21 protein-coding genes and 1 tRNA gene are annotated in these 20860 nt (G+C 61.9%); 3 read left to right on the top strand and 19 right to left on the bottom strand.

Features of this window, described 5'->3' with window-relative positions:
- Positions 1–79: 79 nt before the first annotated feature.
- From FV139_RS01410 to FV139_RS01455, 10 genes are all read right to left on the bottom strand, one after another.
- The gene (locus FV139_RS01410) at positions 80–781 is read right to left on the bottom strand and encodes an ECF-type sigma factor (RefSeq protein WP_148066462.1); all 702 of its coding nucleotides are present in this window, start codon (positions 779–781) and stop codon (positions 80–82) included.
- 2 nt (positions 782–783) lie between these two features.
- Entirely contained in the window at positions 784–1056 is a 273-nt protein-coding gene (locus FV139_RS01415; protein ID WP_148066463.1) for an RNA polymerase sigma factor sigma-70 region 4 domain-containing protein, read from the bottom strand.
- The gene (locus FV139_RS01420; RefSeq protein WP_148066464.1) at positions 1053–1409 is read right to left on the bottom strand and encodes a hypothetical protein; all 357 of its coding nucleotides are present in this window, start codon (positions 1407–1409) and stop codon (positions 1053–1055) included. The genes FV139_RS01415 and FV139_RS01420 overlap by 4 nt, the downstream gene beginning before the upstream one ends.
- A gap of 789 nt (positions 1410–2198) precedes the next feature.
- The gene (locus FV139_RS01425; protein WP_328592267.1) at positions 2199–2471 is read right to left on the bottom strand and encodes a helix-turn-helix transcriptional regulator; all 273 of its coding nucleotides are present in this window, start codon (positions 2469–2471) and stop codon (positions 2199–2201) included.
- Between the two features lie 79 nt (positions 2472–2550).
- A complete protein-coding gene (locus tag FV139_RS01430; protein ID WP_148066465.1) occupies positions 2551–2844 on the bottom strand; it encodes a hypothetical protein in 294 nt (97 codons plus the stop codon).
- A gap of 374 nt (positions 2845–3218) precedes the next feature.
- Positions 3219–4448, bottom strand: coding sequence for a tyrosine-type recombinase/integrase (locus FV139_RS01435; RefSeq protein ID WP_148066466.1), 1230 nt, complete (start codon positions 4446–4448; stop codon positions 3219–3221).
- 182 nt (positions 4449–4630) lie between these two features.
- A tRNA-Pro gene (locus FV139_RS01440) sits at positions 4631–4707 on the bottom strand.
- Positions 4708–4765: 58 nt separating this feature from the next.
- Complete coding sequence (locus tag FV139_RS01445; RefSeq protein ID WP_148066467.1) at positions 4766–5128, bottom strand: MerR family transcriptional regulator; 363 nt, start codon at positions 5126–5128, stop codon at positions 4766–4768.
- Positions 5106–5411 (bottom strand): integration host factor subunit alpha, encoded by a 306-nt coding sequence (ihfA, locus tag FV139_RS01450; RefSeq protein WP_148066468.1) that lies wholly within the window; start codon positions 5409–5411, stop codon positions 5106–5108. The genes FV139_RS01445 and ihfA overlap by 23 nt, the downstream gene beginning before the upstream one ends.
- Positions 5412–5687: 276 nt before the next feature.
- On the bottom strand, positions 5688–6257 hold the full coding sequence (locus FV139_RS01455) for a hypothetical protein (RefSeq protein WP_148066469.1): 570 nt from the start codon (positions 6255–6257) through the stop codon (positions 5688–5690).
- A gap of 278 nt (positions 6258–6535) precedes the next feature.
- On the opposite strand from FV139_RS01455, the gene FV139_RS01460 reads away from it, so the two are divergent.
- The 3 genes from FV139_RS01460 (at position 6536) to FV139_RS01470 (ending at position 10083) form a co-directional block, all read left to right on the top strand.
- Positions 6536–8926, top strand: a complete 2391-nt coding sequence (locus FV139_RS01460) for an SUMF1/EgtB/PvdO family nonheme iron enzyme (RefSeq protein ID WP_148066470.1) — start codon at positions 6536–6538, stop codon at positions 8924–8926.
- Positions 8927–9218: 292 nt separating this feature from the next.
- Positions 9219–9425, top strand: a complete 207-nt coding sequence (locus FV139_RS01465; RefSeq protein WP_148066471.1) for a cold-shock protein — start codon at positions 9219–9221, stop codon at positions 9423–9425.
- A 193-nt stretch (positions 9426–9618) separates the two neighbouring features.
- Positions 9619–10083: an FKBP-type peptidyl-prolyl cis-trans isomerase gene (locus FV139_RS01470; RefSeq protein ID WP_148067027.1), complete on the top strand. Its 465-nt coding sequence runs from the start codon at positions 9619–9621 to the stop codon at positions 10081–10083.
- 87 nt (positions 10084–10170) lie between these two features.
- Here the strand turns inward: FV139_RS01470 and pheT are convergent, their stop codons facing one another.
- The 9 genes from pheT to FV139_RS01515 form a co-directional block, all read right to left on the bottom strand.
- Complete coding sequence (gene pheT, locus FV139_RS01475; RefSeq protein WP_148066472.1) at positions 10171–12558, bottom strand: phenylalanine--tRNA ligase subunit beta; 2388 nt, start codon at positions 12556–12558, stop codon at positions 10171–10173.
- A gap of 25 nt (positions 12559–12583) precedes the next feature.
- A complete protein-coding gene (gene pheS / locus FV139_RS01480; protein ID WP_148066473.1) occupies positions 12584–13597 on the bottom strand; it encodes a phenylalanine--tRNA ligase subunit alpha in 1014 nt (337 codons plus the stop codon).
- A gap of 512 nt (positions 13598–14109) precedes the next feature.
- Positions 14110–14466, bottom strand: coding sequence for a 50S ribosomal protein L20 (gene rplT, locus FV139_RS01485; protein WP_116368735.1), 357 nt, complete (start codon positions 14464–14466; stop codon positions 14110–14112).
- A 28-nt stretch (positions 14467–14494) separates the two neighbouring features.
- Positions 14495–14689, bottom strand: a complete 195-nt coding sequence (gene rpmI / locus FV139_RS01490) for a 50S ribosomal protein L35 (protein ID WP_148066474.1) — start codon at positions 14687–14689, stop codon at positions 14495–14497.
- Positions 14690–14746: 57 nt separating this feature from the next.
- The gene (infC, locus tag FV139_RS01495) at positions 14747–15289 is read right to left on the bottom strand and encodes a translation initiation factor IF-3 (RefSeq protein WP_213004019.1); all 543 of its coding nucleotides are present in this window, start codon (positions 15287–15289) and stop codon (positions 14747–14749) included.
- The gene (gene thrS, locus FV139_RS01500; protein ID WP_148066476.1) at positions 15279–17216 is read right to left on the bottom strand and encodes a threonine--tRNA ligase; all 1938 of its coding nucleotides are present in this window, start codon (positions 17214–17216) and stop codon (positions 15279–15281) included. The genes infC and thrS overlap by 11 nt, the downstream gene beginning before the upstream one ends.
- Positions 17217–17447: 231 nt before the next feature.
- Positions 17448–17864 carry a hypothetical protein gene (locus tag FV139_RS01505; protein ID WP_148066477.1) on the bottom strand — a complete coding sequence of 139 codons (417 nt, stop codon included), beginning with the start codon at positions 17862–17864 and terminating at the stop codon, positions 17448–17450.
- The gene (locus FV139_RS01510) at positions 17861–18520 is read right to left on the bottom strand and encodes a class GN sortase (RefSeq protein WP_235898471.1); all 660 of its coding nucleotides are present in this window, start codon (positions 18518–18520) and stop codon (positions 17861–17863) included. The genes FV139_RS01505 and FV139_RS01510 overlap by 4 nt, the downstream gene beginning before the upstream one ends.
- Positions 18501–20696 (bottom strand): marine proteobacterial sortase target protein, encoded by a 2196-nt coding sequence (locus tag FV139_RS01515; protein WP_148066478.1) that lies wholly within the window; start codon positions 20694–20696, stop codon positions 18501–18503. The genes FV139_RS01510 and FV139_RS01515 overlap by 20 nt, the downstream gene beginning before the upstream one ends.
- Positions 20697–20860: the final 164 nt, after the last annotated feature.

The following is a 20860-nucleotide window of genomic DNA, read 5'->3' on the forward strand; positions in this document are numbered from 1 at the left end:
GTATAGCAATACCGGTGGACTTTAATTTGTGACTGCTTTCGCAGTTTGAGCCGTAGCTATGGCGGGAGTGCAGCTCTGGCTATTTGAAAGCTTTATCTCGGAGGTAGAGCGGGCGCTCATCTTTGGCCCCCTCCACCTTCGTCGCTTCAAATCGGCCCCGGGTTATCGCCAGAATGTAATCCTTGAATTCAGCATCGGGCATGTGGTCCACGCGCTTGGTCTCAAGTTCCAGAATTTCGGCTTCAAAATCCCGGTCACTCATATCCCGGACATCGCGGGAATGCTGGGTATCCCGCCCCTGGCTGTCCGTCTGTGCAACTTTCTGCGGCGCGTCCAGGCCAAGTAACCGAGCGCGGCGCTCAACACACTGGAGCGTGATTTGGAGGTACCGAGGCTCTCCGCTGCCGTCCTCGTCGTCCGTCCGCGTATTGGTACCTGGGTACTTCGTCGCTTCAAGCTCCTGAACCGAGGTGCGCACTCGCCGCTCGCAGCTTCGCATCCACATGGTCCAGGCTTCCGCCTCAACAGTATCAATCTTCGCTAGTTGCTCTGCCCGCAGTGCATCGAAATCCCGGAGCGATGATTTCAACCAACGCTCACGCACTTTCACAAGGTCACGCTTCACCGTGGCGATCGAAAGGCCCAACTCCTCGGCAATTTCTGCCTGAAGCCGGCCCTTGAGATATTCCCGGGCGATTATTTCCTGGTGCCTGAGCCGCTCGTCAGCGTGACGGGCCGCCCTGGGGCAGCGTGTGCGGGCCGTGGTGCCATTTTCGTCCACAGTTAATCGCTCACCTCAAGGGGGTCACTTGTCGCTCCAAAGCCTTCTGCCTCCAACGCCAACTGCCTTGCATGATGGAGCTGCCATATCGGGTGCTTTGCATCTTCCAACAGGAGGTTCTTGTCTTGGGGAAAGTACAGGCTCGCAACGGCAAGCTGAACCAACTCGATTGCCTCAGATGTTTTTACTCCGAGGTGCGCGGCAATTTCGTCAAAGCTCAGGCCAATAGCGCGAAGTTCAATGGCCTGTCGGTATCGGGCGGCGAGAGTGCTCATGTGTGCTTTTCCTTTTCGTCCCTATCGTAGCTGGCCCACCAGTCTTCATCGGCCTGGCCAGCGGGAAATGGTGGTGATGAGGGCATAGGTACGACGTTATGAGGATAGGAGGACCGTGTACACGTGATACCTTTAACCGTATTACCGTGGTTAGAATTCCCCGCAGTTGGATTCTCCGGAAAGCCGCGTAGTTGCTGGCCTTCAAGCAATACCTTGTCCGGCAAACTTGTCTGGATATTGTCCGGAAGTTGTCCGGCACTTGTCCGGTGGTTGTCCGGCAGCTTCAAGCCCCCCGCGATGGAAACCACGCCATCAGCGGACACTTCCAGCGGCTTTATGGTGGACTTGTCCAAGCGTTCCCCATCCGCGACGGATGCCTGGAACAAGAGCGGGCGGAGCTTGCCCATGTAGTCGTGAAAGGAGGTAAGGCGGGGAGGTTCTTCCAAGCCGGCCCGTCGCCAAAATTTCAGAAACCCACTCCGAGGCCCTACGCGAAACTGGCCAGCCGGAAGCGGAGCCCCCGCCTTCCCGTGCTTAGTCGTACGGGCGCGGGTAATGCTGGCATTGAATATGGCGTATGCCTCTCGCCCAGTGATTACCTCCTCAAATTGGAGGCATACCCCAGCTATCCGTCCACCACCAAACTTCCCCGCCTTATAGCCGGTGAAGCGGTACGTCGGTCCGCGCATGTACCGTGCAATCAGGCCGAGAATGCAATCACTGTGCTTCCGCAACCATCCATCTGGCACCGGATACCCGCTGGCTGGGGTGATTAGCAATCTACCGGATGCAACCGATACTAAGTCACCGCGGGAAACGAGGTGACGCAGCAAGTCTGCACCGGGATTAGTCGCCCGCAAGTTACGTGTCCTCAAGTTCGCGCAGTGTTTGCAGGCGCTCACGGTCATGCTCAGAGAGCTGATAGACCCCGTGCGTCCCCTTTATTCCGTCACGATCGACGTGGGGCACACGCTCGCATGGAATATCCCAACCCTGGCACCGCAACTGCCGGACAATCTCCGGGCTGTTACTGGCGCCGGTCTCGCTGTCCAGTTGCTCGCGGCTGCATGGGCCCGAATGCAGAGCCCTGAGGGCATGACGCTGGCGGGCAGTGGTAACGTTCTTCTCCATTGTCCGCCCCCCTATGCTGACTGCCGCTCGGCAATACGTGACTCAATCCAGGCCAATACCTCAACCTCAAGCCACCCGCTCGCACGCGTACGCTCTCCCCCCCCAAGCTTCAGGGGAGCCGGAAACTCCTCTGCGGCTACCAGGCGGTAGATATGTGTGCGACTCAGGCCAGTCAGACTCCGTACTTCAGGCAATCGAATTAAGCGCAATGAATCGCGGCTTTTTGGTGACTCCGTGGGCTGTAATGCCATTTCCTGCTCCTGTTGGGTTGTTTCCAACACCATAAGGAGGGGGCCCGGATGGCACTATTCGGGATTTTTCATGCTGGGAAGGGGGCGCGGGCCGGAGCCCGCGAGAAAGCTACTATGCAGCGGGGCGATTAACCGAAAGTAAAAGCTCGCCGGTTTTTCGGTGGCTACGGGGCCGGGTTTCCCTTGAATCAGGTGCAGCACTTTCCTGAAGCTCTTTAAGTTGCTGGCGTATCATTGTTTGCCAGTTGTCGCAGAGATAGCCCCCGGTCCTGCACAAACTGCTCGCCGCAGCATCAGCCTCCAGGCGCGAAGCCAACACCTCGAAAATTGCACCGATATCCTCCATTACGGAATCCACAAGGTTCTCCAGGTCAGTGTTTGGTGCAGCGGTTTTAATTTGTTTCATTTGCCCCCCTTCGGGTGTTTGCTGGTTATCAGACTTCAGAGTTTCTCAAGCGCCATGCACAGAAAGGGCAACGCAGTCTCCCGCCACCATTCGGGGCAGATATAGCCACTCGACATTCCACCCTGCGCGAACGATTCAAGGTAGAAATCACCGGGGGCGGTGATGGGGCTTCCGGTCAAAAATTCAAATGCCGCGGAGATTTTCTTGGAGAGCTGCCGGGAACTGCTCGGGACAGGCTCATTTGCAAAGTACTCCCGCATTGCTTCCCAAAGCTCTGGGTCTCCCCTGAGCCCCCACTGGTCCGGCTCAAGCTCGAACAACGCAGAAATGTACCGTGTATCCGACATCGGGGGCGGGGGTGAGTGCTTCACTCCCTATTTCCCAAACTTCGCGGTAATCACGTTTCCAGCCGCGGCTTGGGCTTTCAGATTGTCCAGATAGTCGGCCCAGCCCTGCATCATCTTGGCTCGTCCATCGAGGTGCGCTGTACGGTTGTAAGCTCGCCCGTTGGCATCCTTCACCGCATGGGCGAGTTGGTGCTCAATCCAGTCAACTCGATAGCCCAGCACCTCGTCCAAGAGGGTACGAGCAGTTGCGCGAAAGCCATGCGGCGTCATGCTCTCGTTGTCATAACCGAGTGTCCGCAGTGCCGTCCGCACGCCATTTTCAGACAAACAGCGACTTGCACCCCGGGCACTGGGGAAAACGTAGCGGCCTCGCCCTGTGAGCCGGTGCAGTTCTTCAAGTAGAGCCAGGGCCTGCTTACTCAGCGGCACAATATGGGGCAGCCGCATTTTCATTTTCTCAGCGGGTATCTCCCACTGCTCGGCTTCCCAATTGATTTCGGCCCACTCCATTGCCCTAATCTCGCCCGGGCGCTGGAACAACAGCGGCGACAACAGTAGTGCCGTTTTGACAGTCGGGGTGCCTTCAAAGGCATCCATCGCCACCAGCAGGCGCCCAACTTCGGCGGGGTTGGTCAGGGCTGCATGGTGCTTTTTCTGGCGCTTGGGTTTGAGCGCGCCTTTCAGGTCGCCGGATGGGTCGCGTTCCGCCCGCCCCGTCGCCACCGCGTAGCGGAACACCTGGCCGGCTGTCTGCTTTGCACGATGGGCGATGTCATTGGCTCCGCGGGACTCAATCCGGCGCAGAGCTGCCAGCAACTCAGGCGCAGTAATAGCCGAAATGGGGCGGGAGCCCAACACCGGGTAAAGGTCTTTCTCCAAGATACGCCCCGTCCGGTCCTGATAACTTTTCGATTTCTCGGGCATGGTCTGGTTGAACCACTCCCGCGCTACCGCCTCAAAACTCTCCGCGGCGGCCAGATGCCGGGTGAGCTTCTCCACTTTTCGGACTTCGCAGGGGTCCGTACCCTGCTCCAGCAGTTCCCGGGCCGTGCGGTGGCGCTGCCGGGCAGCCTTCAACGAAACGTCGGGATAGGTTCCCAGAGCCAGCGTTTTACGCTTGCCGGCATAGCGGTAGTCGTAGCGCCAGTATTTGCTGCCCTTGGGGCTCACCAGCATGTAGAGACCACCCCCATCGGCCAGCTTGAACGGGCGCTCCTGGGGCTTGGCTTTCTCAACCTGGGTTGCAGTTAGCGGCATGACTCGTCCCTGTGTCTTGTGACGGTATCGAAATCGCCACCCCCGGAAGTACCGTCAGCTATACCGCCAAAAGTGACGGTATTGGGCGGTTCGCTATGGGATAGCTTGGGAACGAGTATAAACAGAAAGGCCCTGATATACAGGGCCTTAGAGATGTTCCGGGATTTCCCGGAATTAGAATTTGGTCGGGACGGCAGGATTTGAACCTACGACCACCACACCCCCAGTGTGGTGCGCTACCAGACTGCGCTACGCCCCGTTAGGTGCCATGTTTGGCGAGGGCGGCATTATACTCAATACGGCCCGGGAGACAAACTCTATTTCGCGGGTTTGAGGACCTTCAGCACTTCTTCCAGGTCTTCGATGGTTTCCTTGATCACCGCCTGCATTTCCACCGAGGTCAGGTTGTCGCCATCATCGGTCATACGCTGGCGGGCACCGCCGATGGTGTAGCCCTGTTCGTACAGCAGGCTGCGGATCTGGCGGATGGTGAGCACGTCGTCACGCTGGTAGTAGCGGCGGTTGCCGCGGCGCTTGACCGGCTTCAATTGGGGGAACTCCTGCTCCCAGTAACGCAGTACATGGGGCTTTACGGCGCACAGTTCGCTGACTTCGCCAATAGTGAAGTAGCGCTTGCCGGGAATAGTCGGGAGTTCGTTATTGTGGGTCGGTTCCAGCATACTCTTCCACTCGCGCCTTCAGTTTCTGCCCGGGGCGGAAGGTAACCACCCGCCGGGCAGAGATGGGGATTTCTTCGCCAGTCTTGGGATTGCGGCCCGGGCGCTGGCTCTTGTCACGCAGATCGAAATTGCCAAAACCCGATAGCTTCACCTGTTCGTTACCTTCCAGACAGGCGCGTATCTCTTCGAAGAAGAGCTCCACAATCTCCTTGGCTTCGCGTTTGTTGAGCCCCAGCTCTTCAAACAGGCGTTCGGCCATTTCTGATTTGGTGAGCGCGGTCATGGGTTCTGGCGGTTCCTGAACTCAGCTTTGTATTTTTTCCAGTGAATCAATAACTTGACCCACTGCCAGGTTCATAACATCACCGCCAAGAGTGCGCCATTGATACTGAATTGTCAAACTGTCAAATTAAACTTCTCCTTTGTGATCAAGGCCTTTCCCGACCTTAAGGTCAAATAACGTTAACTGGTTCACCTAAGCTGCTGCCGAGCCTCGGATAGTCGACGTCCATCCAGTCGCGGGCGTACTCCGCCCGCAACCCGATGCGCTGGGGAATGATCACTCCCCGGATTCGGCGAATTCGCAGCTGACCGAAGGATTGAAGGACGCGAAGACGCCCAGGGGATTGTGTCGTTCGGTCCACACATGCAGGGCCCAGATACCGAGGAAGGGGTTGTACTGGAATGACTGGCCCAGCAACTGCGGCGGAGTGGACGCGTTTTCGGGGGTATAGGGAACAATGTACTCGACCCCGAGAAACTCCATGGAACCGTCCTCCATGGGCACGTACATCAGCACTTCCGGGCGCAGCAGCGACACCTCGAAGGGCCGCCCCTCCAGTTCGTCCAGGTTGGCCACGTGAAACCCCATCCCGCCCGCGGGGGAGACGATACAGTCCGAAATGGTGGCGGACCAACCCGCTGCCCGGGCGACATCGTGGCTGGAGAAGGCCTGTACCGCCTTGCTCAGTTGCAGTAACTGCTCCCGCACCGGGGCGCTCACCCCGTAAATCGGCGTGGCGCTCTCCGATCCCGCCGATGCCAGCGATCCGTACAGGCTACCCGTCAGGGCGACGGCTGCGGCCGCCAGTCCACACTTCCACTGATGATGCTTCTGCTTGTTTGACATGCGCTTTTCCCTCTCGTGATTCGGATAATCGACAGTCCGGTGACCATCGCCAGTCCGAGTGTCGGCAAGCCCGCGGGAAAAGACTGAGCAAAACAATCAAAACCACTTAAAATTTCTCTCAAATGTTCTATCCTTCTGTTTTTAAAGAAGATAATTCGGGCCATATCATATTGCATTCTCTCCCCTGTCCCCGTTTGATCGCCCATGAGGGGGTTGCCACAGCCTCTACCACCTACTGGAACCCGGCCGCGGCCAGCGCCTGAGTCTCGGAAAAGCGCATGGCCTACCGCTTTGGTGACTTCGTTCTCGACCCCCTCACCGGCACCCTGACCGGCGAGGCCGGGCAGGTGAAGCTGCGCCGGCAGGCCTTCCTGCTGTGCGAAGCCCTGCTCCGCCACGCGCCCCGGGTCGTGGACCGGGATGCGTTGATGGACGAAGTCTGGGGGCGCTCTGCCCTCTCGCCCAATGTGCTTCCGCAAACCATCAGCGAACTGCGCCAGGCCCTGGGAGACGAGCCGCAGTCTCCCCGCTATATAGAGACGCAACATCGCCGCGGCTACCGTATGGTTTGCGAGGTGGAGGAAATCTCCTCCCCGGCTCAGGGTGTGAAGGAACAACCAGACCGCCAGCCTGCCGAGGCTGGGGACCCTACGCCCGCAGCACCGCGATGGTCGCGACGGCTCGGGCTGCTGGCCATTATCCTGGTGGCCCTGTGCAGCATCCCGGGGCTGTACCTCTACCGGGACATTCAGCATGAATCCTCCCTGAGCCGGCTCCACGGGGAGGTTATTCCCGCCATCCGCAGTACCCTGCAAACGGACCTGTTTGCCGCCTGGCGACTCGCCCGCGAGGCCCGGGAGCAGTTCCCCGGTGATCCCGCGCTGGAGCAACTCTGGCTCGGCCTGTCACTGCCGGTCACCCTGACCAGCGACCCCACCGGAGCCACCATCGCTGTGGGTCCCTACCAGGCGGGGGCAGAGGAGTGGGTACCACTGGGGAAAACGCCGCTGAACAAAATCCGGCTACCACCCGCCATGCTGAGCTTTAGCCTCGCTCACGAGGGCCGGCAATCACTCACGGTAGCCCCCAGCATCCTGCCCTGGCCAGAGCCGTTCGTGCTGCCGAGGCTCGCCAACGCCGTGGAAGGCATGGTGTACGTGCCTCCCGGCCCGGTGGAGTACATGGGCAACCGGGTGGAGCTGCCCGCTTACTGGATCCAGCGCAACGAGGTCACGAACCGGGAATACGCCGCCTTTGTCAGCGACGGCGGCTACCAGAACCGGGAGCACTGGGCCCCGTCATCCACGGAGGACCCGGCACTGCCCTGGCCTGAGCTGATCCCCAAACTGGTGGACAGCACCGGGCTGCCCGGCCCCGCATTCTGGGCGTCGGGCACCTACCCCCCGGAACTGGCGGATCATCCCGTGGAAGGCATCAGCTGGTATGAGGCGGCGGCCTACGCCAAATGGGCAGGACACCAGCTACCCACCGCATTTCACTGGTGGCGCGCCGCGGGCTTCGGCGGCCCGCAGGCCCAGTTGTTTGCCGACACCGTAACCGCCAGCCACTTCAATGGCCGCGCCACCCGGGCGGTGGGCCAGGGCGGACTCGGCGCCCGGGGCACCTACGACATGGCGGGCAACGTGGCGGAGTGGTGTGCCAACGCTTCCGGTGACCAGCGGCACCTGCTGGGCGGCTCCTGGCGGTCGGACTCCTACGCCCTGCTGGACCCCTACGCGCAACCCGCCTTACAGCGCCGCCGTGGCATGGGCGTCAGGCTGATGCACAGCGCCATCCCACCCACCGCGCAGATGCTGGCCGACCTTCCGCGCAAACCGCCCCGCGACATCGCCCCCGTGGACGACGCCACCTTCGCCCTGTTCGCCCGCCAGTTTGACTATGACCCGGCCCCCCTCGACGCCACCCTGGTTGCCCGGGACGAGAGCCAGTCGGCCTGGGTGCGGGAACGCATCAGGATTCGGGCGGCCTACGGTGATGAAACACTGCCCATGGATTTGCTCCTGCCGGCCAACGGCTCACCGCCCTACCCCGTGGTCGTGCATTTTCCGGGGGGCAACGCGCTGATGCTCGACTCCCTCGACCAGACGGGACTACTCGACGTGGAGCCCTTCCTGCGGACCGGGCGAGCGGTGGCGTTCCCGGTTTACCAGGGCACCTTCGAGCGTAACCGGGCCCGCCCTTCCGGGCCCCTGGCCCTGCGCGAACAACTGGTACAGCAGGTGCAGGATATCCGCCGGACCCTGGACTACCTGGAAACACGGGATGATATCGACAGCGACCATGTCGCGTTGCACGCCATCAGCTACGGTGCCGCCAGGGCGCCTTACGCGCTGGCGGTCGAGGAGCGGTTTACCACCGCCATGATCCAGAGCACCGGGCTCTACGAGCAGCCCCTGCCGCCGGAAATCACCATGCAGCATTACCTGCCCCGGGTGACGCTCCCCGTGCTGCTCTTCACTGGCCGGGACGATTTCAATTTCTCGCTCGAGGGCGCCCAACAGCCGTACTTCGACGCCCTGGGCTCCCCGGTGGACCAGAAGCGACACGTCGTGGTGGAAGGTGGCCACATCCCGGCCGGCTATGTGGAAACCGTGCGGGCGCTGTTGGCCTGGAGTGACCAGTGGCTCCCGCCCGGCGGCGCCCCCTGACAATCTGCCCCCCGAATATCTTCCAAAAAGGGGTACTAGTGGTGACAAAAAAGCCTTTGACGGCCCCCGCTGTGCCCTTATACTGAGCAAGCTTGCAAGTTTTTACCGTCTTATGCATTCCCGTCCGAAGTCTCGCCGACTAAACCCGTGCAGTCACCTCGCCCAGCTATTCATAAGTAATCGCAATAACTCAAGCTCAACCGTCCTCCCGCGCGCATGTCGTCGCATCTCGTCGGAGCCGAATCTCCCCCGAGAGAGGACACTAAACAACTGAAAATGCAGGATATTACTTATGTCTACCAGCACTGGCACCGTTAAGTGGTTCAACGAAACCAAAGGCTTCGGCTTCATCGAGCAGGACTCCGGTCCCGACGTATTCGCTCACTTCAGCGCCATCAGCGGCTCAGGCTTCAAAACCCTGGTTGAAGGCCAGAAGGTCGAGTTCACCGTGACCCAGGGCAAAAAAGGCCCGCAAGCAGAAAACATCGTTGTAGTCTGATCGACGACGCGACTCTGCAGCACCCGGCGGCCAACACCGCCGGGCGCACTCCCCAGGTCGGCACAGCCCGGCCAACCAGTTGCCCCCGCGGCAGCGCCATCATCGCCCTCGCACCATTCGGGCAACACCCATACGCCATACACCGCACCCCGTTCAGCCGGCAATGGCATACTCACAGGAGCATTTTATGTCTCTGCTAATTGGCGATAACGCCGTGGTCAGCATTCACTACACCCTTTCCGACGCAGACGGCAACACCCTCGACAGCTCTGCGGGTTCAGATCCGCTGAACTACCTGCACGGCGCCGGCAACATTATTCCGGGCCTGGAAAACGCCCTGACCGGCAAGGTGAGCGGTGATGAACTGAATGTCGTTATCGCCCCGGCCGACGGCTACGGCGAAGTGGTACCGCAGCTGGTACAGGTGGTCGATCGCGCTGTATTCCAGGGTGTTGAGACTATCGAGCCCGGTATGGCCTTCCAGTCCCAGGACCCCCAGGGCAACGTCCAGCGCGTGGTGGTCACCGCGGTAGAAGGTGACGAGATCACCATCGATGCCAACCACCCCCTGGCGGGCACCGAACTGCACTTTGAAGTGCAGGTGGTCGATGTGCGCCCCGCTACCGACGAAGAAGTCGCTCACGGTCACGTCCACTGACCTGAACGCAAAAGCGGCGCTGCCCCGTGAGGGAGAGCGCCGCTTGGCAAATGACCGGGGGCCAGCAAGCCCCCGGGACTACCTCACCTAGCTTCGCAGCTCTGCACTGTAATCGGTCTGCAGAGAGGCAACCACCTGTTCAACCGCCTGGTTGACGTCCTCTTCCGCCAGGGTTCGCGTTTTGTCGCGGAACACCAGGCCCAACGCCAGGCTTTTCTTGCCGGGCTCAACGCCCTTGCCCTCGTACACGTCGAACAGACGCAGTTCGGTCATGTGACTGCCCGCCGCAGCGCGAACACTCGCCATCAGGTCGGTTGCCGGCACCTGCTTGTCCACCAGTACCGCCAGGTCGCGGCGCACTTCGGGGAAGCGTGACAGCTCGGCGAATGACGGCAGGGCCCCGCCCAGCACCGCTTCCAGGTCGATCTCGCACACGTAAAGGGCCGCGTTCAGGTCGAGGTCACGCTGCACGGTGGGGTGCAACGCACCGATCACGCCCACGCCCTTGCCATCCAGCTGAATGGTCGCGGTCTGGCCGGGGTGCAGGGCCGGGTGACGGCCCGCGGCAAAGGTGAATTCGCCAGCGCGACGCCCCAGGGCCAGCAGGCTTTCCAGGTCGCCCTTCAGGTCGAAGAAGTCCGCTGCCTCACTGGGGCTGGCCCAGGATTCCGCCAGCCGCTGCCCGGTGGCCACCAGGGCCAGGGTCGGCACCTGCTGCAGGCCTTCGAGCGCTGTGTCAGGGCCGGGAATGAACCGCAGTCCGGTCTCGAACAGGCGGACACGGGGCTGCTGGCGGTTGGTGTTGCGCAGTACCGCGCTCACCAGGCCCGGCAGCAGGCTGGTCCGCATCACCGCCATGTCGGCGGAGATCGGGTTGGCCAGTGCCACCGGCGTCAGCTCCGGGTCGAACACCTGCTGCAGCGCAGGCTCGACAAAGCTGTAGGTAATTGCCTCGCGGTAGCCCCGTGCTGCCAGGTGGCGGCGCAGGAAGCGCGGTGACAGCTCGGACTCCGGTTGCGCCGGCATGCTCAGCCCCGCGCGGATGCGGGTGATGGGCAGGTTGTTGTAGCCGTAGACCCGGGCCAGCTCTTCCAGCAGGTCCGCCTCAATGGCGATGTCAAAGCGCCAGCTCGGCACGCTGCAGGTCCAGCCGCCGTCGGTAGCGGTGACGCCGAGGCCGAGCCCGCCGAGGATGCGCTCCACTTCCGCCGCGGGCAGTTCAAAGCCCAGCAGCTTGCCGATGCGCTCGGCGCGCAGGGTCACGTCCGGGCGGGCCGGCAACTGGGCTTCATCGACAGCCTCGATAATCGGGCCCGCCTCTCCGCCAACAATCTCCAGCAGCAGCGCGGTGGCGCGCTCCATGGCCTGGCGTTGCAGGGTGAAGTCCACGCCACGCTCGAAGCGGTGGGAGGAATCGGTGTGCAGGCCATAGCCGCGAGCCTTGCCGGCCAGCAGATCCGGGGTGAAGAAAGCCGCTTCGAGGAAGATGTTGGTCGTACCCTCACCCACAGCGGTAGGATCGCCGCCCATGATGCCGGCCATCGCCACCGCACCACTGTGGTCGGCGATCACCAGGGTCTCGGCATTCAGCTCAACTGTCTGGCCGTCCAGCAGCGCCAGGGATTCACCCTGCTCCGCCGTGCGCACAACGATGCCGCCCTGCAGCTTGTCCAGGTCGAAGGCGTGCATGGGCTGGCCCAGCTCAAGCAACACATAGTTGGTGATATCCACCGCCGCATCGATGCTGCGGATGCCGCAACGACGCAGTTTTTCCTGCAGCCACAGGGGGCTGGGGCGCGACAGATCCACGTTGCGCACCACCCGGCCCAGATAACGGGGGCAGTGTGCCGCCGCCTGCAGTTCCACCGTCAGGGTATCGTCGTGGCTCGCGGGCACCTCGGCAATCGCAGGCTCGGTGACCGCCAGGCCATTCAGCAGGCCGACTTCCCGGGCGATACCGCGCACACCTAGGCAGTCGGCGCGATTCGGGGTCAGGCCGATCTCGATCAGGTTGTCGTCCAGTTGCAGGAACTCACGAATATCGCCGCCTACGGGCGCATCCGCCGGCAATTCCATCAGGCCGTCGGAGGCATCCGACAAACCCAACTCCTGCTCCGCGCAGAGCATGCCGAATGACTCGGCGCCGCGCAGTTTGGCCTTCTTGATCTTGAAGTCGCCAGGCAGTACCGCGCCGACCTTCGCCAGCGGCGCCTTCAGGCCTGCGCGGGCATTCGGTGCACCGCACACGATCTGTACCGTCTCGTCACCGGCGTTCACTGCGCACACGCGCAGCTTGTCGGCGTCCGGGTGTTGCTCGGCGCTGATGATCTCTGCCACCACCACACCACTGAAACTGCCCGCCACCGGCTCGATAGCGTCCACTTCCAGGCCAGCCATGGTGATCTGGTGGGCCAGGTCTTCGGTGGAAAGCTCCGGGTTAACCCATTCCCGCAGCCACTGTTCACTGATTTTCACTGTTTATCTCTCCGTGGTCGGGGGCTTAGAACTGCTCGAGGAAACGCAGGTCGTTGTCGAAGAACAGGCGCAGGTCATTCACGCCGTAGCGCAACATGGCCAAACGCTCCATACCCATACCGAAGGCGAAGCCGGAGTATTTTTCCGGGTCGATGTTGGAGGACTCAAACACGCTCGGGTGCACCATGCCGCAGCCCATGATCTCGATCCAGCCCGTGTGGCTGCACACGCGGCAACCGTCACCACCACAGTTCACACACTGGATGTCCACCTCTGCCGAGGGCTCGGTGAAGGGGAAGTAGGATGGACGGAAACGCACCGCCAGCTCCTTCTCGAAGAACACCCGCAGGAACTCCTCGATCAGGCCCTTGAGGTCGGCAAAGCTGGAGTGCTCGTCGATCAGCAGGCCTTCCATCTGGTGGAACATGGGGGTATGCGTCAGGTCCGAGTCGCAGCGATACACGCGCCCGGGGCAGATCACCCGCAGCGGCGGCTTCTCGGTTTCCATCACCCGCACCTGCACCGGTGAGGTGTGGGTGCGCAATACCGTGGTCTCGTCGACGTAGAAGGTATCGTGCATGGCCCGGGCGGGGTGGTGCGCCGGAATATTGAGGGCCTCGAAGTTGTGGTAGTCGTCTTCGATCTCCGGGCCTTCCACCACGTCGAAGCCGATGCTGGAGAAGAAGTCCTCGATGCGCTCGATGGTGCGGGTGACGGGGTGAATACCACCGGTGGTCTGGCCGCGGCCGGGCAGGGTCACGTCGATGGTCTCGGCTGCCAGTTTGGCTTCGACCGCCGCACTTTCCAGCGCCTGCTTGCGCTCGCCAATCAGCGCTTGCAGTTCCTGTTTGACGACGTTGATTTTGGCACCGGCTTCGGGGCGCTCTTCGGCGCTCAGCTTGCCGAGGCCTTTGAGCAGTGCGGTGATCTGGCCTTTCTTGCCAAGGTAGTCGACGCGCAGTTGCTCAAGGGTGGCACCGTCGTCGGCAGCCTGGATTTTGGCCCGGGCTTCGTTGGCGAGTGGTTCGAGGTTTTCCATTGGTTTGGTCTCGAGTTTTTCAGTGTTTATCGACGCTCTGACTCTCAGTAAGGTGGTCGCTTTCCGCACTGGCGGTCGCGGGGCTCCCGTCGGACACGCCGTGAACCCTTCCATGGGGGCTTGTGCTCGACATCCATGTCTCACACAGTCCGCCGGGAGCCCCCCGACCACCAGCGCTACCTCCGTACTTCGCAACCACGACGAGCGAAGTCAGAGATCTGAAAGACTCCAAAAAAGGAGCGCAGAGCATGCCCGAGGGGTTTCGCGGACCGTCAGCGGCATGGATGCCGCTGAAGAGCCTACATGGATGTATTCACGGCGAGTCCGCGAAACCCCTCGGGCATGATCTGTGCGGGTAGCGAAGTCCCCAAACGATGAGAGCTTCACAATCCGTACTCCGCTTTTAAAACGGCAAAAAAGAAGGGAAAGAGCTGAGCCCTTTCCCTTCTTGTACTTACAGTGTAGCCAGCGAACCGCGGTGCAATCACAACAGCACCGCAGTGGGGGTGGGCTTAGGCCAGAGCGGCCTTCGCTTGCTCCACGATCGCTGCAAAAGCCGGCTTGTCATGCACAGCCAGGTCAGACAGCACGCGGCGGTCCAGCTGGATGTCGGCCTTCTTCAGGCCGTTGATCAGTCGGCTGTAGCTCAGGCCGTTAGCGCGGGACTGGGCGTTGATACGCGTGATCCACAGCGCGCGGAACTGACGCTTGCGCTGACGACGGTCACGGTATGCATACTGGCCAGCTTTGGTAACAGCTTGCTTGGCAACACGAAACACACGGCTGCGGGCACCATAGTAACCCTTGGCCTGTTTCAGGATTTTCTTGTGACGGCGGTGGGCCACCACACCACGTTTTACGCGAGGCATAGTCTTCTCCTAATCTCCAATGGGTCCGTTAGCGCGCCCGCAACATGCGGTCGACAAGCACTTTATCGCTGGCGTGGATCATTGAAGTTCCACGCAGCTGACGCTTACGCTTGGTGGTCATTTTGGTCAGGATGTGGCTCTTATAAGCGCTTTTACGCTTATAGCCGCCAGCCGTTTTCTTGAAACGCTTGGCAGCACCGCTGTGAATTTTTGCTTTAGGCATAATAAACACTCCGCATTTGAGAGTTAAACAAACGAAGCACTAAGGCATTCACGGGCCCTAGTTCTTCTTCTTCGGGGCGATCACCATGGTCATTTGACGGCCTTCCATCTTGGGGAACTGCTCCACGGAGCCAATCTCTGCGAGATCGGCTTCTACCCGCTTCAGCAATTCCAGGCCGATTTCCTGGTGAGCCATTTCACGACCGCGAAAACGCAGTGTGACTTTGGCCTTGTCGCCATTTTCGAGGAAACGTGTCAGGTTGCGCAGTTTTACCTGATAGTCACCCTCTTCCGTCCCAGGACGAAACTTCATTTCCTTGACTTGAGTCCGCTTCTGCTTCTTCTTCTGAGCAGCCTTCTGCTTCTTCGCCTCAAAGACATGTTTCCCGTAGTCCATGATCTTGCAGACTGCGGGGTCGGATTCAGCAATAAGCACGAGGTCCATACTGGCGGCTTCCGCCGCGGTCTTGGCCTCGCTCAGGGGCACAATACCTACCTGTTCACCATCGGCGCCTATCAGGCGTACCGGGTCATGGGTGATCTGGTCGTTGGTCAGGGCCTTCTTGGAGGCGCCTTTGCCACTATCTCTCTTAATGCTGATTCTCCACTTCCATTACAATACGGCCGCGACGTGCCACATCGTCTGCAAGGTGGGCGGTAAACGCCTCGAGATCCATCGATCCCATGTCCTCGCCACGACGGGCCCGTACGGCCACGGTCTGTGTTTCGACTTCTTTATCCCCCACGACAAGCAGGTAGGGGACCTTCTGAATTGTGTGCTCGCGGATTTTAAAGCCGATTTTTTCGTTTCTCAAGTCCGAAATCACCCGAAAGCCCTTGTTTTTCAAGGAATCTTCCACTTTTTGGGCGTATTCGGACTGTTTATCGGTAATATTCAGCACGACCGCCTGGGTCGGAGCGAGCCAGGTCGGGAAAACCCCCTCGTAATGTTCGATCAGAATCCCGATAAAACGCTCGAAAGAACCCAGGATGGCGCGGTGCAACATCACCGGCACCTGGCGGGAGCCGTCCTCGGCCACATACTGGGCGTCGAGGCGCCCCGGCATGGAGAAATCGACCTGGATGGTGCCCAGCTGCCAGACCCGGCCGATGCAGTCTTTCAGTGAGAACTCGATCTTCGGCCCGTAGAAGGCGCCCTCCCCGGGCAGCTCTTCCCAGGGCAGGTTCTGGGCGTCGAGCGCGTCGGCGAGGGCTTTTTCGGCCCGGTCCCAGTCGGCGTCGGAGCCCACCCGCTGTTCGGGGCGGGTAGACAGGCGGTAGATCACCTCGCTGAAGCCGAAGTCTTCGTACACCGCGTGCAGGAAGTCGATAAAGGTCGAAACCTCTGACTGGATCTGCTCTTCGGTACAGAAGATGTGGGCGTCGTCCTGGGTAAAGCCGCGCACCCGCATGATGCCGTGCAGGGAGCCGGAGGGCTCATTGCGGTGGCAGGAGCCGAATTCCGCCAGGCGCAGGGGCAGGTCCCGGTAGGACTTGAGGCCCTGGTTGAACACCTGCACGTGGCAGGGGCAGTTCATCGGCTTCACCGCGAACTCGCGGTCTTCGGTTTCCAGCATGAACATGTCATTGCCGAACTTGTCGGCGTGGCCGGAACGCTGCCACAGGGAGATATCCACCAGCTGCGGCGTCTTGATTTCCTCATAGCCCTCGGCGCGCTGGGCCTCACGCATGTACTGCTCCACCGCCTGGTAGATGGTCCAGCCAGCGGGGTGCCAGAACACCATGCCGGGGGCCTCTTCCTGGATGTGGAACAGGTCCAGCTTCTTGCCGATCTTGCGGTGGTCGCGTTTCTCGGCCTCGGCGATGCGGTTGAGGTAGGCCTTGAGCTCTTTCTTGTTGGCCCAGGCGGTGCCGTAGACGCGCTGCAGCATCTCGTTTTTGGCATCCCCTCGCCAGTAGGCGCCGGCCACCTTGGTCAGCTTGAAGGCCTTGAGCTTGCCGGTGCTGGGCACGTGGGGGCCGCGGCACAGGTCCATCCACGGACCCTGCTGGTAGATGGAGAGCTCTTCGTCGGCCGGCAGGTCCTCGATGATCTGCACCTTGTAGTGCTCGCCCATGTTGCGGAACAGCTCGATGGCCTTGTCCCGGCTCATGACCATACGCTCGACCGTCAGGTCCTCGGCTACGATCTCCTCCATGCGCTTTTCGATCTTTTCCAGGTCTTCCGGCGTGAAGTGGTGACCGGTGGCAAAGTCGTAGTAAAAGCCGTCCTCGATCACCGGGCCGATGGTGACCTGGGTGCCGGGGAACAGTTCCTGCGTGGCCATGGCCAGCAGGTGGGCGGTGGAGTGGCGGATGATTTCCAGGCCGGCCTCGTCACGCTCGGTGATGATGGCCAGGGTCGCGTCGCCCTCCATGACATAAGAGGTGTCTACCTCACGGCCATCCACCACGCCGGCGAGCGCGGCCTTGGCGAGGCCGGGGCCGATATCGGCGGCGACGTCGTGTACGGAAACAGGGTTGTCGAAAGAGCGCTGGCTGCCGTCAGGCAGGGTGATAACAGGCATGAGCTTTCCTTTATCCAGTGGTGACCCCTACTAAAGGCCACGTGAGTCAGCTTCAGTCGGCGCAAAGGGAATGGTGCCCCGGCCGGTGAAAATTCAGGGGCGGGGATGGTACCACAGGAAACGGGGAAGCGTGAGCCGGAATTGTCCCGGCCCCAGAAACCGCGCCGGCGGCGCCCGGGCGGCCGGTAGCGCGTCCAGATGGAAGCCCGCCAGGCCGGCGGGCAGCGCGCTTCAGCCCATTAACGCAGTCAGCGGCGGACTGTGCATGGGGACGGAAAAACTCTCCCACTCGCGGAACACCGAAACCAGCTCCACCTGCCCGACAAGGTGCCGGCTGAGCTCCGCCAGCTCACAGGTTGGCACCTGGTACTCCAGGTGCTCATCGTAGGCCACGGTGGTCAGGTCATAGTGCGCCAGCACCTGCTGCGGCAGGATCAGGCGTACCACGTATCCCGCCCCGCAGGCCGGTACCGCCCACTGCCGCGCGATCATTTCCGCGTAACGCTGCTGCAGCTTGAGCTGGCAAAAATACTCGCCGCCCTGACCCGGCACAATCCGGCGCCAGGCGGCTCCCTGCAGGGCGGCGAGTTGAGAGGGACTCAGGGTCTGGTACACGGCGACGGTGTGCTGGTGTGACAGGGATTTCACAGGGCGATCTCCTCTCCAGTGGTGATAAAGGGTGTCACAAACGGGGCGGCGGGCAGAGACCCGGCCAGCCCCACCGGCGGCTCGGCTCGCACGATATAGCGCAAGGGCCCTCCGGCGCGGATGGCATCAAAGGGGTAGCAGGTCACCAGCTCCAGGTTGGGTGCGCCCTGCTGTGCGGGGCGGAACACCGGCAGGCGAGTGTCCACCACCTTTGATTCGGTCACCCGGTACTCCAGGCGGCGCCCATCGGGTAACTGGAGGCGCACCGCCATGGCGGGCAACAACTGCTGCAGAAAGCGGAAATGGGTGTCACGGTGCCCGGCGATCACGGCGGTGCCATCCTGCCCCGGGAGCACACCTGCGGCATCGAGCCCGGGACCAAAGGCCAGCGCATTGCCGGTCGCCCCGGCCAGCACAAACTGGTCGATACCCAGCGCGGGCACCTGCAGGCGCGCCACCGGCCAGGTATCGGCCCAGGGCCAGGGCTTGTGAATGCCCCCCTCCGCCAGCGTGGCCTGCCAGGCCCGCGCCATCAGGTGGGGCGCCAGCGCGGCCTTGGCGTAAATCACCCCGGCCGCGCCGAGCTCCTTCAACGCCAGCGCACACAGGGCCACCAGCAACCAGCGGCGACAGCGCTCAAGACTTGGCAGGGTCACGGTCTTCCTCCGGGCGGCGCATGACGTGGATCAGCAGGGCAATAAAGAGGGCGAAGCAGCCCAGGAAGGCCTTGGCCGGGCCGGTGGTAGCAGTGGCCGGATAGGCATAGGGTTGCGGGCCCTGGCCGCGGGGGCGGGTATTGGGAACCGCGCCGGAACGCAGGGGAACCGAGGGCTCCCGCGACACCCGCTCCTCGATCGCGATAAAACTGGTGTAGGGACTCAGCAACTGGTGGGCGAGAGCCACCTCCAGCACCGCGGGCCGGATTTCATCCTCCGGTGAACCGGCGGATTTCAGCGCCAGCAGTCCGGCGATTTTGCGCCGGGCCCAGACACTGGCCACCTCGGCATTGCCCGGCTGGGCGGGCAGCGTCACGCTGTCCTGCCAGCGCTGCCCGCCCAGGTTCGCAGCCACCTGCACATCACCGGCAGGAGGGCCGCTGAAGCGCACGGCCTGCAACAGCGGCTGACCACGATAGAGGTCAGGCACCCGCGCCGGCCAGGCCTCCACCGGGTTGGGCCAGTTCACCGCGACGTCTGTCGCCAACGGCGCCGCAATGCGGGCGAACAGTCCCCCCATGGCTTCGCCGGCCTCGTCGATGTTGCCAACCTGCACACTGAAGCCGCGCCCGGCGTCAGCTGCCCGCTGCATGAACCAGTGATTGGGAGCCGAACCGATGCCCACCGTAAACAGGCGGCTACTGCCCAGATTCTGCTGGATCAATTCAAACAGCGCGGCCTCGTTACCCACCGCGCCGTCGGTAATGAAAATCACCTGCCGCAAGCGTTCACCATCAGTTTCTTCACTGTTGTCACCAACCAGCAAGGCTCGCTCCAGCGCGGGACGCATTTCCGTGCCGCCGCCGGCCTGGAGCTGGCGCACGAATTCACTGGCCTGGGCCAGGTAGTGCCGGTTGGCGGGCATGGCGTGCCTGAAAAGCGCCCGGGTATTGCTGTCGAAAGCGATGACGTTGAACGTGTCGTCCGGCGTCAACTGGCGCAGGGCGAGCGCGAGGCTGTGCCGTGCCTGTTCGATCGACACCCCGGCCATGGAGCCCGAGGTATCCACGACCAGGATGACCTCTCGGGAGGCGACAGCGCTTGCATCTGCGAGCTCCGGAGGCAGCACCATCAGCAGGCCGTAATACGCTCCCGCCACCTGCTCCACGAACAGAGCACTGCGCGGCGCTGCCCCGGTGACCGGGCGCCACTGGAGAATAAAGTCCCGGTCCATTTCCACCGGGCCGCCGGCCAGGGCCAGCTGGTAGCGCTGGCCATCCCGGCTGAGGTTGAGTTCGTGATAGAGCGCCTGCACCTGGGCCAGGGGCATGCCGGCATCCAGTTGCACCGTGACATTCATCGGATTCAGGGGCGCCCGATCCGACCCCGGCTGCGGAAACAGCAGTGGGCTGATCGCGGGCGCATCCGGCACCTGGTCGGTGGCGCTCGCCCAGCCCAGGTACTCACCATTCCGGGACCGCGTACTCAACGCCGGCGGTTGCTCGCGGGGCCCTTGTTCACGGCGCGGGAGTTCACGGGTAATCCCGGGGATATAACGCGCGGTGATCGTCGTGGGGATGCGCAGGGCAAACGTGCCCTCGCTGTACTCGGCCGCCTGCACATACTCCATGCGCACGGTGACCTGTTCGCCTGGGCCAATATTGGCGATGCGGTTGGTAAAGAGATTGGGGCGCTGCTGTTCTACCAACGCCGCCTTTTTACCCGCGGCGCGAGCTGCCTTGTACAGTACTTCGGCCTCTTGCCGCTCGCGAATCCGGCCGACAACCACCCGCTCCCCCACCTGCATTTCCAGCCGTCGCACGGCGGCGTCTGCCGGCAGGGGAAAGCTGAAGACACCCTCCTGCCACGATTGTGTGGTGTTGCTGAATACCTGCTCCAGCCGCACCACCGCCAGCATGCCGGACACACGAATGTCGAGACGGGTGCCCTGGGTGAGTGCCGCCTGATAGGTGCCCGTTGAGCTGTCAAACCACTGCAGTTTGCCGGCTCCCGGGTGGTCGCCCTCTGCCGCCGCTCGTGCCGGACTAACACTGAACAGCAGCAGCGCCAGCAGGCACAGCAATGCCCGGGGCAGGGCCTGAAAACAGAACCAGAGGCCCGGCCGCAGCACCACCCCCTCCTCCAGTGGATATCGCACCACGTCCTTGCCCGCCATCGTCTTGCCTCCCTGTGATTTCAGGAGCCATTACAGCGAAGCAATATGGTGATGCGCGGTACCAATTGCGGCGGCGCGGTGATGAATTATGGCGAATTGTGGCAGCCGCTTGAGCTGCCCTGACCTTTCTGGAACCATGAGCGCACTCTCAATCCGTGGAGCCG

The sequence above is a fragment of the Parahaliea maris genome, from assembly GCF_008064665.1.
Classification (GTDB): Bacteria; Pseudomonadota; Gammaproteobacteria; order Pseudomonadales; family Halieaceae; genus Parahaliea; species Parahaliea maris.